This window comes from Salmonella sp. SAL04196 (genome assembly GCF_046550835.1).
Classification (GTDB): Bacteria; Pseudomonadota; Gammaproteobacteria; order Enterobacterales; family Enterobacteriaceae; genus Salmonella; species Salmonella enterica.
This window is the reverse complement of sequence record NZ_JBGDXE010000009.1, coordinates 1-12985: the sequence shown is the minus strand read 5'-3', so window position 1 is coordinate 12985 and position 12985 is coordinate 1. Positions and strand designations below refer to the sequence as shown.

Below are 12985 nucleotides of genomic sequence, written 5' to 3'. Positions count from 1 at the left end.
AGTTTTGCCATGCCATGGATCCAATTGAAACTGAATACCACCGGCGCGAATGCTGAAGAGCTGAGTGATGCGCTGATGGAAGCGGGCGCCGTTTCCATTACCTTTCAGGATACGCACGATACGCCGGTTTTTGAGCCGTTGCCGGGCGAAACCCGTCTGTGGGGCGATACCGATGTGATCGGTCTGTTCGACGCCGAAACCGACATGAAAGAAGTTGTCGCGATTCTGGAGCAACATCCGCTGCTGGGTGCCGGATTTGCCCATAAAATCGAACAACTGGAAGATAAAGACTGGGAACGCGAATGGATGGATAATTTCCATCCGATGCGTTTTGGCGAGCGTCTGTGGATTTGTCCCAGCTGGCGTGACATTCCGGACGAGAATGCCGTCAACGTGATGCTCGACCCGGGACTGGCGTTCGGTACGGGTACGCACCCCACCACTTCTTTATGTCTGCAATGGCTGGACGGGCTCGATCTCAACGGCAAAACCGTGATCGACTTTGGCTGCGGTTCAGGCATTCTGGCGATTGCCGCGCTGAAGCTGGGAGCGGCAAAGGCGATTGGTATTGATATCGATCCGCAAGCTATTCAGGCCAGTCGCGATAATGCCGAACGCAACGGCGTGTCTGACCGGCTGGAGCTGTACCTGCCGAAAGACCAGCCAGAAGCCATGAAAGCCGACGTGGTCGTCGCTAACATCCTGGCAGGCCCATTACGCGAACTGGCTCCGTTAATCAGCGTACTGCCCGTTGAGGGCGGTCTGCTGGGGCTTTCAGGTATTCTCGCCAGCCAGGCGGAAAGCGTCTGCGATGCTTACGCCGAGCTTTTTACTCTCGACCCGGTCGTCGAAAAAGAAGAGTGGTGCCGCATTACTGGCCGTAAGAAATAATTCTTGTCAGCGTGGTCGCCCGGCCACGCTTTTCTCCACACAACTGCCTTAACGCCTTTCAGGCACCGAGACATCATTAAATTCATCAAATGAATGCCTGAAATGACTTCTTTGTCACTATCCGTCTGGATAAACAGCTGCTACCAGCGGACAAAAGGTACTGGCGTTTTAACGGGTCGCAGCCATCGCCCTCGTACTTAGTAATGCTGTCCGGGTTGTTCTGCAGCATCCGCTAACGCGCTCTTCAGCACAGCTGGAAAAATTTATGCGTGCCATTCATGAACACAAAAGCGCATCTGTGTGCCCCCTTCCGACTGGCAATGGAGAAAAGTCACGCGCAGCGGGAAGTGATCTTGTCCTGAAACGAGACGGCGATCCCATTCATTTGGGGTAATTAGCTTATAAAAAAAGCAGATTATTCCGTTTATCTTGTTTCTGGTCGAAGAAATAGAGAGAAGTTACGGGAATTTGTAAGCGCGTACAAAACCGCCGACAATAAATAACTCTATGATTTTACTGAATTATAAATTTATTTTGCTGTTTTTAAGCACGATTCATTGATCTACAACAGTGGATTGTTCAAAGTTTGGCCTTTCATCTCGTGCAAAAAATGCGTAATATACGCCGCCTTGCAGTCACAGTATGGTCATTTCTTAACTCATGCGCATCGGACAATATCAGCTCAGAAATCGCCTGATCGCAGCGCCCATGGCTGGCATTACTGACAGACCTTTCCGGACGCTGTGCTATGAGATGGGAGCAGGATTGACAGTATCCGAGATGATGTCTTCTAACCCGCAAGTGTGGGAAAGCGATAAATCTCGTTTACGGATGGTGCACGTTGATGAGCCAGGAATTCGCACGGTGCAAATTGCCGGTAGCGACCCTGTTGAGATGGCCGATGCCGCACGTATTAACGTGGAAAGCGGCGCCCAGATTATTGATATCAATATGGGGTGCCCGGCGAAGAAAGTGAATCGTAAGCTGGCAGGTTCAGCCCTCTTGCAGTACCCGGATTTAGTGAAGTCTATACTCATCGGGGTCGTAAACGCGGTGGACGTTCCTGTGACTCTCAAGATTCGCACCGGCTGGGCGCCGGAACACCGTAACTGCGTAGAGATTGCCCAACTGGCTGAAGATTGTGGTATTCAGGCTCTGACCATCCATGGCCGCACCCGCGCCTGTTTGTTCAACGGAGAAGCTGAATACGACAGTATTCGGGCAGTTAAGCAGAAAGTTTCCATTCCGATTATCGCGAATGGCGACATTACTAACCCGCATAAAGCCAGAGCTGTTCTCGACTATACAGGGGCGGATGCCCTGATGATAGGCCGCGCAGCTCAGGGAAGACCCTGGATCTTTCGGGAAATCCAGCATTATCTGGACACTGGGGAGCTGCTTCCGCCGCTGCCGCTGACAGAGGTAAAGCGCTTGCTTTGCACGCATGTTCGGGAACTGCATGACTTTTACGGTCAGGCAAAAGGGTACCGAATCGCGCGTAAACACGTCTCCTGGTATCTCCAGGAGCACGCTCCAGACGACCAGTTTCGGCGCACATTCAACGCTATTGAGGACGCCAGCGAACAGCTGGAGGCGTTGGAGGCATACTTCGAAAATTTTGCGTAAACAGAAATAAAGAGCTGACAGAACTATGTTCGAACAACGCGTAAATTCTGACGTACTGACCGTTTCTACCGTTAACTCTCAGGATCAGGTAACCCAAAAACCCCTGCGTGACTCGGTTAAACAGGCACTGAAGAACTATTTTGCTCAACTGAATGGTCAGGACGTTAATGACCTGTATGAGCTGGTACTGGCTGAAGTAGAACAGCCCCTGTTGGACATGGTGATGCAATACACCCGTGGTAACCAGACCCGTGCTGCTCTGATGATGGGCATCAACCGTGGTACGCTGCGTAAAAAATTAAAAAAATACGGCATGAACTAATTTCGATTAGCTAACTGCTTGTTTAAAAAGGCGCTACTCGGCATGGGGAAGCGCCTTTTTTATACGCATCACATGGAATTTGGTCATGAAAGCGGAATGTGAACCTCAGTACTTTGGCGATGAATCGAAGAAGATTATTCACGGTGACGCGCTAACAGAACTTAAAAAACTGCCTTCTGAAAGCATTGACTTAATTTTTGCCGATCCGCCTTACAATATCGGAAAAGATTTCGACGGTATGGTCGAATCCTGGGACGAAGCGTCTTTTCTGGCCTGGCTGTATGAATGCATTGATGAGTGCCACCGCGTACTGAAGAAACACGGCACCATGTACATCATGAATAGCACAGAAAATATGCCGTATATCGATCTCAAATGCCGAACGCTTTTTACCATCAAAAGCCGTATCGTCTGGTCCTATGATAGTTCCGGGGTGCAGGCGAAAAAATACTTTGGTTCTATGTATGAACCGATCCTGATGATGGTAAAGAACCCGAAAAGCTATACCTTTAACCGTGACGCGATTCTGGTCGAGACCACCACGGGCGCTAAGCGCGCGCTAATCGATTATCGAAAAAACCCGCCCCAACCATACAATCAGAAAAAAGTGCCGGGCAACGTCTGGTCATTTCCTCGCGTACGTTATCTGATGGATGAATATGAAAACCATCCTACGCAAAAGCCCAGCGCGCTGTTAAAACGGATCATACTGGCCTCTTCTAACCCGAGCGATACCGTATTGGACCCTTTCGCGGGCAGTTTCACCACAGGCGCTGTCGCAGCGGCGTCAGGTCGTAAGTTTATCGGTATTGAACTCAATAATGAGTACGTAAAAATGGGGCTCAGAAGATTGAGCGTCACTTCGCATTATTCAGAAAATGAACTTGCAAAAGTCAAAAAGAGAAAAACACAAAACCTGTCCAAAAAGCAGCGAAATGTCGGGATAAACGCGCTATCTTCAGAGAAGTAAAAGCATTGTAAGTCCGCTTTTCAGCGTCAAAATTTCATGTATATTCCCAGCACGCATGGGCATGAATACACAGGATTTGACGATGATACGTAAGTATTGGTGGCTGGTTGTTTTTGCCGTCTCCGTTTTTCTTTTTGATGCGCTTTTGATGCAATGGATCGAATTGATGGCAACTGAACAGGATAAGTGCCGAAACATGGATTCGGTTAACCCTCTCAAATTGATCAATTGTACCGATCTGGAGTAGCGAACCGGGCGATTTAACCTATGATTATTTATCACCCGGATTTCTTTTATCCCTTATAAAAACAGGGAATTAAAACACGTTGAGGATAAAAGAAGGGGTGATACTGTCTCGTCCTTTTCTTTTCCTGCATAACCAATGAGCTAATGATACATGCCGGTTAGTGAGTACAACCACATCCTTGTGGCGGTTTCATTTGCTGTCGCTATTTTTGCGTCCTATACCGCATTAAATATGGCCGGACGCGTAGCCGGAAGCGCCCGATCAAACGCCAGAATATGGCTAATGGGCGGCGGCTTCGCGCTGGGCGTCGGTATTTGGGCGATGCATTTTGTCGGGATGCTGGCGATGGATCACGCGATGAACATGCGCTTCGATCCGTTCCTCACCGGCCTCTCCATGCTGATCGCGATCGGCTCCTCCCTGTTTGCGCTATGGCTGGTCAGCGCTGAAAAACTGCGCCTGCGCCGTTTACTGCCGGGCGCGCTGGTGATGGGACTGGGCATCAGCGCAATGCATTATACCGGGATGGCGGCGCTGCAATTTGCTTCCATTATCGTCTGGAATAGCGCGTGGGTTGCCCTCTCTATCATTATCGCGCTACTGGCGTCCTGCGGCGCGCTGTGGCTCACGTTCCGCCTGCGTCATGAGGGAACAGATGTCGCCCTGAGGCGAGCAGGCGCCGCGGTATTAATGGGGATAGCTATCGCCGGCATGCATTACGCCGGTATGAAGGCCGCACACTTTCCCCAAAACTGGCCGATGGAGCATCGTGGCGTCGATAGCAACTGGCTGGCTGTTCTTGTCAGCGTGGTCGCGCTGACTATCCTGGGCATTACTCTGCTGGTTTCTTTATTTGACGCCCGGCTTCAGGCCCGTACCGCACTACTTGCCTCTTCACTGGCGCAGGCGAACCAGGAACTGGCGCAGTTGGCGCTGCATGATACGCTCACCCGTTTACCAAACCGGGTACTCCTTGAGGATCGTCTGGAACAGGCCATCAGCAAAGCGAATCGGGAAGGCACGTCTTTCGCGCTACTGTTTATGGATCTGGATGGCTTTAAAGCCGTTAATGACGCTTATGGTCATGATATTGGCGATAAGCTACTGGTAGCGGTCACGCATCGTCTGAACCACCCGCTGAGCGGTCAGTTTACCCTGGCGCGGATTGGCGGCGACGAATTTGTGCTGCTTGCAGAAGTCAGCGCGCCTGACGAAGCGGCTTCCCTTGCCAGCGCGCTGGTACATTCGATAGATGCGCCCTTTACGATAGATCCGTATGAACTGGTCGTCACCCTTAGCGTGGGAATAGCGCTCTATCCGCTGGACGGAAAAAACGAACGGGAACTGATGTTCAACGCCGATGCCGCGATGTACCACACGAAGCATACAGGGCGTAACGGATACCATTTCTTTCAGCCATCAATGAATATGTTGGCGCAAACCCAGCTTCAGCTAATGAATGATCTGTGGCTGGCGCTGGAAAGACAAGAGCTCAGGCTGGTGTATCAGCCTAAATTTCAGGCTCCTGCCGGCCCCATTGTAGGATTTGAGGCCCTGTTGCGCTGGTATCATCCAAAACAAGGCGTACTGAATCCTGACCAGTTTTTACCGCTGGCGGAAAAAACGGGTCTTATCGTCACTATCGGTAGCTGGGTGATAGACGAGGCGTGTCGACAGCTACGCGAGTGGCACTTACAGGGATACGCCTTATGGTCAGTGGCGGTAAATCTTTCCGCCTTACAATTTGAGCAGCCCGGCCTTGTGGACACCATTACGCGGAGCCTGGCCCGACACAGTATCCGTCCCGATTTATTGATTCTGGAAATCACCGAAACCACGGCGATGAACAAGCCAGAGCAAAGCGTCGCTATACTCACCAGATTAACGGAAATGGGGGTTAAGGCCTCTATTGACGACTTTGGCACCGGTTATTCCAGCCTTCTCTATCTGAAACGTCTTCCGGCGTGCGAACTAAAAATTGATCGCGCTTTCGTACATGAACTCAGCGAGGCAAGCGACGGCGCGACCATTGTTGCGGCTATTGTCGCGCTGGCGAAAGCGTTAAATCTGCAAATTGTGGCAGAAGGGGTAGAAAATGAAACGCAGCAACAATTTTTGACCCAGTTAGGATGCCATACACTTCAGGGGTTCCTGCTTGGCAAGCCGCGTACGGCAGAGGAAATTGCTCGCGATATTCGGGACCCTGCCAATATATTCACAAGGTCAATATATAATATCAACTCAAAATAATCTCAGGCTTCTTCCGCCTGTTGTTCATTTGGCATTAATTGCCTCACACTGCCATCCGGGCTTAGCATTTTTAATACATTATCGACTAATGCAGGCGCCTGCTTATAAAGATCATAACTTGTGGGATTCATTAACCAGTTCTTTACTATTCCGCTAAAACTACCATGCAGAATAATTAATATGACATCCAGATCAAGACTGCCTGAGATCAGCTTTTTATCCATACATCGCTGTAATACTTCAAGCAGCGACTGATGATGGAAACCAATCTTCTCCCGAATGGCCTGTTCCGATATCATACCATTATGGAATTCACATTTATGATATAAAATCTGCATTAATGCCTGCTGACGAGGCACTGCCGCAATATATTGTAAGGCTGCAATAAATTTCTCTCGTAGATCCTGTAAAGGATTATCATTCCAGCATCCCGTAAGCCTATCCTGAATAAGTTCGCGTAAAGGTGGTTGCTGTAACCAAACCTCATTAAACAACTGCGTTTTATTCTCAAAGTGCCAGTAGATGGCGCCCCGCGTGACATCAGCGGCATCAGCGATATCATTCAGCGTCGTGTTGGCAACGCCGCGCAAAGCGAACTGCGCAATAGCGGTTTCAATCAAGTGTTGCCGCGTTTTAAGCGCATCCGCCTTCGTTTTCTTCGCCATAATTAAGATATCCTGGACCATAAAAACGATAAATACGCTGATAAAATACTCAGCATAAAAAACAACTTTACCATGTCCTTTTTAGTCAGACGAGAGACAGCTATTTTTATTTCGCACAACACCGCCAAATCAATAATAAAAACAAATAAATTAATAAAACACATTCATATAAAATATATATTTCGAATCATGTTATTCAACATCATGATTTTACTAATCGGAACATTATGAAACGACAGGGAATAGTTCTTTTTTTTGCTTTTATGTGCCGTGAACCCCATCCCAAAATAAGTATTGCTTACATCACAAGCTAATAATTTGTAGGATACCCCACTGCTATTCTATTTTTCGCGCGTTAACGCCTTACCGTTATCCGGTGAATAACGAGCTTTCGGTTTTTTAAGGAACAGTAATGACGAAACATGCCAGGTTTTCACTCCTGCCCTCATTCATCATATTCTCTGCTGCGCTGCTGGCCGGTTGTAATGACCAGGGAGATACCCAGGCTCATGCCGGCGAGCCGCAAGTCACCGTCCATGTGGTCGAAACAGCGCCGCTAGCCGTAACGACCGAACTTCCCGGACGTACGTCCGCATTTCGCATTGCGGAAGTTCGCCCCCAGGTGAGCGGGATCGTGCTTAAAAGAAACTTCACCGAAGGTAGCGATGTAGAGGCCGGGCAGTCGCTTTATCAGATCGATCCTGCCACCTATCAGGCCGATTATGACAGCGCTAAAGGCGAACTTGCTAAAAGCGAAGCGGCTGCGGCTATCGCGCACCTGACGGTCAAACGCTATGTTCCACTGGTCGGCACAAAATATATCAGCCAACAGGAATATGATCAGGCGATTGCCGACGCCCGCCAGGCCGATGCCGCCGTTGTGGCGGCAAAAGCCGCTGTTGAAAGCGCGCGTATTAACCTTGCGTATACCAAAGTCACCTCGCCCATCAGCGGGCGTATAGGAAAATCTAATGTGACTGAAGGCGCGCTGGTGACTAATGGTCAGTCAACTGAACTGGCTACCGTGCAACAACTCGACCCGATTTATGTCGACGTGACGCAATCAAGCAACGACTTTATGCGACTCAAGCAATCCGTCGAACAAGGTAACCTGCATAAAGACAGCGCCAGTAGCACGGTTCAACTGGTAATGGAAAATGGTCAGGTCTACCCGATTAAAGGCACGCTGCAATTTTCCGACGTTACCGTAGATGAAAGCACCGGCTCTATCACGCTCAGGGCAGTTTTCCCTAACCCGCAACACAGTCTGCTTCCCGGTATGTTTGTGCGCGCCCGCATTGATGAAGGCGTCCAGCCCAATGCCATCCTTGTCCCCCAGCAGGGCGTAACCCGCACGCCGCGCGGCGACGCAATGGTGATGGTGGTTAACGATAAAAGCCAGGTTGAAGCCCGCAATGTCGTGGCGGCTCAGGCTATTGGCGATAAATGGCTCATCAGCGAAGGGTTAAAACCGGGCGATAAGGTCATCGTCAGCGGCTTACAAAAAGCGCGACCAGGCGTCCAGGTGAAAGCCACTACCGATGCTCCTGCAGCGAAAACGGCGCAATAAGGTAACCGTACATGGCAAACTTTTTTATTAGACGTCCTATTTTCGCCTGGGTTCTGGCCATTATCCTGATGATGGCTGGCGCACTGGCAATAATGCAACTTCCCGTTGCGCAGTATCCAACCATTGCGCCGCCAGCGGTTTCTATTTCTGCAACCTATCCTGGCGCGGATGCGCAGACGGTACAGGATACGGTTACTCAGGTTATCGAACAAAATATGAACGGTATCGATAACCTGATGTATATGTCCTCTACCAGCGACTCTGCTGGTAGCGTGACCATCACCCTGACCTTCCAGTCCGGAACCGATCCGGATATCGCGCAGGTTCAGGTGCAAAATAAATTGCAGCTCGCCACGCCTTTACTGCCGCAAGAAGTCCAGCAGCAGGGGATTAGCGTTGAAAAGTCCAGCAGCAGCTTTTTGATGGTCGCCGGGTTCGTCTCGGATAATCCGAACACTACCCAGGACGACATCTCTGACTATGTCGCCTCTAACATTAAGGATTCTATCAGCCGTCTGAATGGTGTGGGCGACGTTCAGCTATTTGGCGCACAGTACGCCATGCGTATCTGGCTGGATGCGAATCTGCTAAATAAATACCAGCTCACGCCAGTTGATGTCATCAACCAGTTAAAAGTACAGAACGACCAGATTGCGGCAGGCCAACTGGGCGGCACGCCAGCATTACCGGGCCAGCAGCTTAACGCCTCAATCATCGCCCAAACGCGTCTGAAAGATCCGGAAGAGTTCGGCAAAGTTACGTTGCGCGTCAATACCGACGGCTCTGTCGTCCATCTCAAAGATGTCGCGCGTATTGAGCTTGGCGGTGAAAACTATAACGTTGTAGCGCGCATTAACGGTAAACCGGCCTCCGGTCTCGGTATTAAACTGGCGACCGGCGCTAACGCGCTGGATACCGCAACCGCAATCAAAGCAAAACTGGCGGAACTGCAGCCTTTCTTCCCTCAGGGAATGAAGGTAGTTTATCCTTATGACACAACGCCCTTCGTAAAAATATCTATCCACGAAGTGGTAAAAACGCTGTTTGAAGCGATTATTCTGGTGTTCCTGGTAATGTATCTGTTCTTACAGAATATCCGGGCAACTCTGATTCCTACCATTGCTGTTCCTGTCGTGTTGCTAGGCACTTTTGCGGTACTCGCCGCCTTTGGCTACTCCATCAATACCCTGACGATGTTTGGTATGGTACTGGCGATAGGGCTATTGGTTGACGATGCGATAGTGGTCGTAGAAAACGTTGAACGTGTAATGATGGAGGATAACCTTTCTCCCCGAGAGGCGACGGAAAAATCCATGTCGCAGATTCAGGGAGCGCTGGTAGGTATCGCGATGGTACTGTCTGCGGTATTTATCCCGATGGCCTTTTTTGGCGGCTCGACCGGGGCAATTTATCGCCAGTTCTCTATTACTATTGTTTCAGCAATGGCGCTATCCGTTCTGGTTGCGTTGATTCTGACGCCAGCGCTGTGCGCTACGCTACTTAAACCCGTATCTGCTGAACATCACGAGAAAAAAAGTGGCTTCTTTGGCTGGTTCAATACCAGGTTTGATCACAGCGTTAACCACTATACTAACAGCGTAAGCGGTATCGTGCGTAATACGGGTCGCTATCTCATTATCTATCTACTTATTGTAGTCGGAATGGCGGTTCTGTTTTTACGCCTCCCGACCTCCTTCCTGCCGGAAGAAGATCAGGGGGTATTCCTGACCATGATTCAGCTCCCCTCTGGCGCTACACAAGAACGTACGCAGAAAGTGCTGGATCAAGTCACTCATTACTACCTGAATAATGAAAAAGCGAACGTCGAAAGTGTGTTTACCGTAAACGGCTTTAGCTTTAGCGGTCAGGGACAAAACTCAGGGATGGCATTTGTCAGCCTTAAACCCTGGGAAGAGCGTAACGGTGAAGAAAATAGCGTCGAAGCCGTTATCGCCAGAGCGACACGCGCCTTTAGCCAGATTCGCGACGGGTTGGTGTTCCCCTTCAACATGCCGGCAATTGTCGAGTTAGGTACCGCGACAGGTTTCGACTTTGAGCTGATTGATCAGGGAGGACTCGGTCACGATGCGTTAACAAAAGCGCGTAATCAACTCCTGGGTATGGTCGCGAAGCATCCTGACCTATTAGTGCGCGTACGCCCGAACGGGCTGGAAGACACGCCACAGTTCAAGCTGGATGTCGATCAAGAAAAAGCGCAGGCGCTCGGTGTTTCGCTGTCTGATATCAACGAAACCATCTCCGCGGCGTTGGGCGGCTATTACGTTAACGACTTTATCGATCGCGGACGAGTGAAAAAAGTATACGTTCAGGCTGACGCTCAGTTCCGTATGCTGCCGGGAGATATCAACAATCTTTATGTTCGCAGCGCTAATGGCGAGATGGTGCCCTTCTCTACCTTTAGCTCAGCACGGTGGATTTATGGTTCGCCACGCCTGGAACGCTATAACGGGATGCCGTCAATGGAACTGCTCGGCGAAGCAGCACCCGGACGAAGCACCGGTGAAGCCATGTCGTTAATGGAAAACCTGGCTTCACAGCTGCCAAACGGTATTGGCTATGACTGGACAGGTATGTCGTATCAGGAACGGTTGTCAGGTAACCAGGCGCCGGCGCTGTACGCAATCTCACTCATTGTCGTTTTCCTCTGCCTTGCCGCTCTGTATGAAAGCTGGTCAATTCCGTTCTCGGTAATGCTGGTCGTACCGCTCGGCGTGGTTGGCGCTCTGCTTGCAGCGTCATTGCGCGGTCTGAACAATGACGTTTACTTCCAGGTTGGCTTGTTAACCACAATTGGCCTTTCTGCTAAAAACGCCATCCTGATTGTCGAGTTCGCCAAAGATCTCATGGAAAAAGAAGGACGTGGATTGATTGAAGCGACGCTGGAAGCATCCCGTATGCGTTTACGTCCTATTCTAATGACCTCGCTGGCCTTTATTCTCGGGGTAATGCCGTTAGTTATCAGTCGTGGCGCAGGTAGTGGTGCACAGAACGCAGTAGGCACAGGGGTTATGGGGGGAATGTTAACCGCAACCTTATTAGCTATCTTCTTCGTGCCAGTATTCTTCGTTGTTGTAAAACGCCGATTTAATCGCCATCATGATTAACCGGTAAACAGAGGCGTCTTCGGACGCCTTTTTAAACGGTACATCTTTATCTCCGCTATTCCCCTCTCCGCTTACCTCTGCATTCTCCATAGTTTTTACAATTCACATGAATTGAGATGATTCCTCATGTCGGCCATTTTTTCTGTGGTGGTAAAATAACTCTCGTTTTCGCAGCGGTTAGAGCCAGCATTTACGTTGCTGTACTTCGCGAAACGCTGATTAATGAGGTAACACCATGAAAAGACTAATTCCAGTTGCATTGCTTACCACCTTATTGGCAGGTTGTGCACATGATTCTCCCTGCGTACCGGTTTATGACGATCAAGGGCGGCTGGTTCATACCAATACATGTATGAAAGGTACTACGCAGGATAACTGGGAGACAGCAGGCGCTATTGCTGGCGGCGCTGCGGCGGTAGCAGGGTTGACGATGGGTATCATTGCGCTTTCTAAATGATACATGCAGGCGCGGCAATGCCGCGCTTTCAGTAATAATATAAAGGTCGTAAGGATACTCAGCGACGTAATCTGTTCAGCCTGTCCCCCGAAAGTTAACACGATAAAACGCTCTCTTTTCTTACTCGCCCATCCCGATGGTATTTATTCTATTCCTTGTCCGATGCAAACAAAATTGTAGCTTGATAGCATCGTAAGCCGCATTACAAACAGGCTTTATACAGTAAGACTTAGAGCGTGGTCATTAGGCGTAATTATTACAGACAGTCTGGATATAAACCGGAGCATACACGTAATACATGAGGATTTTGAGCACTGTCCCAGGGCCAAACTGGCAAATAAAATAGCCAAATAGGCCAGATTCTCAGTCCTCAGCGAATATCTCTATTGCTTATTAGTGGCGTAAGTAAAAGCCGTTTGTACATCTACTTCAGCACGGTTCACATTCGATGGTTCAGGCGGATATATGGCGGGAAATCACGTTTACTAAAACGGTTTTTATCCACTCTACGAAGATGTTTAAAACGCGTCGGCGTCATTACCCGATAACTTTTTCCATAGAAAGATAAATGCAAAAAGGCCCAGTCTTTCGATTGGGCCCTTTGCTTTATTTGATGTCTGGCAGTTTATGGCGGGCGTCCTGCCCGCCACCCTACGGGCCGTTGCTGCGCAACGTTCAAATCCGCTCCCGGCGGATTTCTCCTCCTCAGGAGAGTGCCCACCGACAAACAACAGATAAAACAAAAGGCCCAGTCTTTCGACTGAGCCTTTTGTTTTATTTGATGTCTGGCAGTTCCCTACTCTCGCATGGGGAGACCCCACACTACCATCGGCGCTACGGCGTTTCACTTCTGAGTTCGGCA

Annotated in this window: 11 protein-coding genes; 9 read left to right on the top strand and 2 right to left on the bottom strand. The window is 49.7% G+C overall.

Annotation, left to right across the window (positions count from 1 at the left end):
• The first annotated feature begins 9 nt into the window (after window positions 1-9).
• The 6 genes from prmA (at window position 10) to ACLJPE_RS20975 (ending at window position 6306) form a co-directional block, all read left to right on the top strand.
• Complete coding sequence (gene prmA, locus ACLJPE_RS21000) at window positions 10-891, top strand: 50S ribosomal protein L11 methyltransferase (RefSeq protein ID WP_001145853.1); 882 nt, start codon at window positions 10-12, stop codon at window positions 889-891.
• A gap of 660 nt (window positions 892-1551) precedes the next feature.
• Entirely contained in the window at window positions 1552-2517 is a 966-nt protein-coding gene (gene dusB / locus ACLJPE_RS20995; RefSeq protein ID WP_031602129.1) for a tRNA dihydrouridine synthase DusB, read from the top strand.
• Window positions 2518-2542: 25 nt separating this feature from the next.
• Window positions 2543-2839: a DNA-binding transcriptional regulator Fis gene (gene fis, locus ACLJPE_RS20990; RefSeq protein ID WP_000462905.1), complete on the top strand. Its 297-nt coding sequence runs from the start codon at window positions 2543-2545 to the stop codon at window positions 2837-2839.
• 85 nt (window positions 2840-2924) lie between these two features.
• Window positions 2925-3809: an adenine-specific DNA-methyltransferase gene (gene yhdJ, locus ACLJPE_RS20985; protein ID WP_000642611.1), complete on the top strand. Its 885-nt coding sequence runs from the start codon at window positions 2925-2927 to the stop codon at window positions 3807-3809.
• An 82-nt stretch (window positions 3810-3891) separates the two neighbouring features.
• Window positions 3892-4056 (top strand): DUF2556 family protein, encoded by a 165-nt coding sequence (locus ACLJPE_RS20980; RefSeq protein WP_000620015.1) that lies wholly within the window; start codon window positions 3892-3894, stop codon window positions 4054-4056.
• Window positions 4057-4206: 150 nt separating this feature from the next.
• On the top strand, window positions 4207-6306 hold the full coding sequence (locus ACLJPE_RS20975) for a putative bifunctional diguanylate cyclase/phosphodiesterase (protein WP_023214450.1): 2100 nt from the start codon (window positions 4207-4209) through the stop codon (window positions 6304-6306).
• 2 nt (window positions 6307-6308) lie between these two features.
• On the opposite strand, the gene envR is transcribed toward ACLJPE_RS20975, so the two are convergent.
• Window positions 6309-6971 (bottom strand): acrEF/envCD operon transcriptional regulator, encoded by a 663-nt coding sequence (gene envR, locus ACLJPE_RS20970; protein WP_001085721.1) that lies wholly within the window; start codon window positions 6969-6971, stop codon window positions 6309-6311.
• A gap of 412 nt (window positions 6972-7383) precedes the next feature.
• On the opposite strand from envR, the gene ACLJPE_RS20965 reads away from it, so the two are divergent.
• The 3 genes from ACLJPE_RS20965 to ACLJPE_RS20955 all read left to right on the top strand — a co-directional run bounded on the left by ACLJPE_RS20965 (window position 7384) and on the right by ACLJPE_RS20955 (window position 12123).
• A complete protein-coding gene (locus tag ACLJPE_RS20965) occupies window positions 7384-8541 on the top strand; it encodes an efflux RND transporter periplasmic adaptor subunit (protein WP_000160383.1) in 1158 nt (385 codons plus the stop codon).
• A gap of 11 nt (window positions 8542-8552) precedes the next feature.
• Window positions 8553-11666: an efflux RND transporter permease subunit gene (locus ACLJPE_RS20960; protein ID WP_001273283.1), complete on the top strand. Its 3114-nt coding sequence runs from the start codon at window positions 8553-8555 to the stop codon at window positions 11664-11666.
• Between the two features lie 235 nt (window positions 11667-11901).
• Entirely contained in the window at window positions 11902-12123 is a 222-nt protein-coding gene (locus tag ACLJPE_RS20955; protein WP_000825645.1) for a membrane protein, read from the top strand.
• 518 nt (window positions 12124-12641) lie between these two features.
• Here ACLJPE_RS20955 and ACLJPE_RS20950 read toward each other — a convergent pair.
• On the bottom strand, window positions 12642-12985 hold a 344-nt coding region (locus tag ACLJPE_RS20950), incomplete at its 5' end, for a hypothetical protein (RefSeq protein WP_212568286.1).

What these genes read in the sequence shown, in the direction of transcription:
- prmA (WP_001145853.1), top strand. Translation starts at nt 10, where the DNA reads ATGCCATGGATCCAATTGAAACTGAATACCACCGGCGCGAATGCTGAA.
- dusB (WP_031602129.1), top strand. Translation starts at nt 1,552, where the DNA reads ATGCGCATCGGACAATATCAGCTCAGAAATCGCCTGATCGCAGCGCCC.
- fis (WP_000462905.1), top strand. Translation starts at nt 2,543, where the DNA reads ATGTTCGAACAACGCGTAAATTCTGACGTACTGACCGTTTCTACCGTT.
- yhdJ (WP_000642611.1), top strand. Translation starts at nt 2,925, where the DNA reads ATGAAAGCGGAATGTGAACCTCAGTACTTTGGCGATGAATCGAAGAAG.
- ACLJPE_RS20980 (WP_000620015.1), top strand. Translation starts at nt 3,892, where the DNA reads ATGATACGTAAGTATTGGTGGCTGGTTGTTTTTGCCGTCTCCGTTTTT.
- ACLJPE_RS20975 (WP_023214450.1), top strand. Translation starts at nt 4,207, where the DNA reads ATGCCGGTTAGTGAGTACAACCACATCCTTGTGGCGGTTTCATTTGCT.
- envR (WP_001085721.1), bottom strand. Translation starts at nt 6,971, where the DNA reads ATGGCGAAGAAAACGAAGGCGGATGCGCTTAAAACGCGGCAACACTTG.
- ACLJPE_RS20965 (WP_000160383.1), top strand. Translation starts at nt 7,384, where the DNA reads ATGACGAAACATGCCAGGTTTTCACTCCTGCCCTCATTCATCATATTC.
- ACLJPE_RS20960 (WP_001273283.1), top strand. Translation starts at nt 8,553, where the DNA reads ATGGCAAACTTTTTTATTAGACGTCCTATTTTCGCCTGGGTTCTGGCC.
- ACLJPE_RS20955 (WP_000825645.1), top strand. Translation starts at nt 11,902, where the DNA reads ATGAAAAGACTAATTCCAGTTGCATTGCTTACCACCTTATTGGCAGGT.